This window comes from Ruminiclostridium hungatei (genome assembly GCF_002051585.1).
GTDB classification, from domain to species: Bacteria; Bacillota; Clostridia; order Acetivibrionales; family DSM-1351; genus Ruminiclostridium; species Ruminiclostridium hungatei.
Genome location: NZ_MZGX01000095.1, coordinates 1 through 536, shown reverse-complemented (window position 1 = coordinate 536; position 536 = coordinate 1). Strand labels below are relative to the sequence as shown.

Here is a 536-nt window from a genome sequence, read left to right as displayed (position 1 = left end):
CGATGGTCAGGACTTCTTTGTGCCCCTCTTCGCTCACTCCCAGGACGACATAGGCTGCCTGCTTTTTGATGATGCCATTGTCCCGCACATTAAACACAATGGCATCAATGAACACAATAGGATATACCGCACTTAAAGGTCTCTTTTGCCAGGCCTCAATTTCCGGCAGCAACTTATTGGTCACGCTGGTTACCATGTTTTCACTGACTTCAAACCCATAGATATCTTTGACCTGGTCTGATATTTGCCGTGTACTCATTCCCTTAGCATACATTGAGATGATCTTGCCTTCTATAGCCGAAATGTCCCGGCTGTATTTGGGGACTACTTTGGGCTCGAAATCACTGTTCCGGTCTTGCGGTACCTGGATTGGTATAGGCCCGTAACTACTGCGCAGCGTTTTACTTTTGTACCCATTCCTCATGTCGGTGTATTCGGGGTCTTCCAATTGTTCCTGCTCCATCTGCTCATCCAGCTCACTTTCCAGCATATTCTGGATCGTTCCTCCAAGCAGATCCTTCAGGGCATTTTGAATA

General features: G+C 47.2%; 1 protein-coding gene. It reads right to left on the bottom strand.

Going from position 1 to position 536, the window contains the following annotated elements:
* Positions 1–536, bottom strand: a 536-nt coding sequence (locus CLHUN_RS21715) for an IS256 family transposase (protein WP_207559208.1), incomplete at both ends; no start/stop codon positions are given.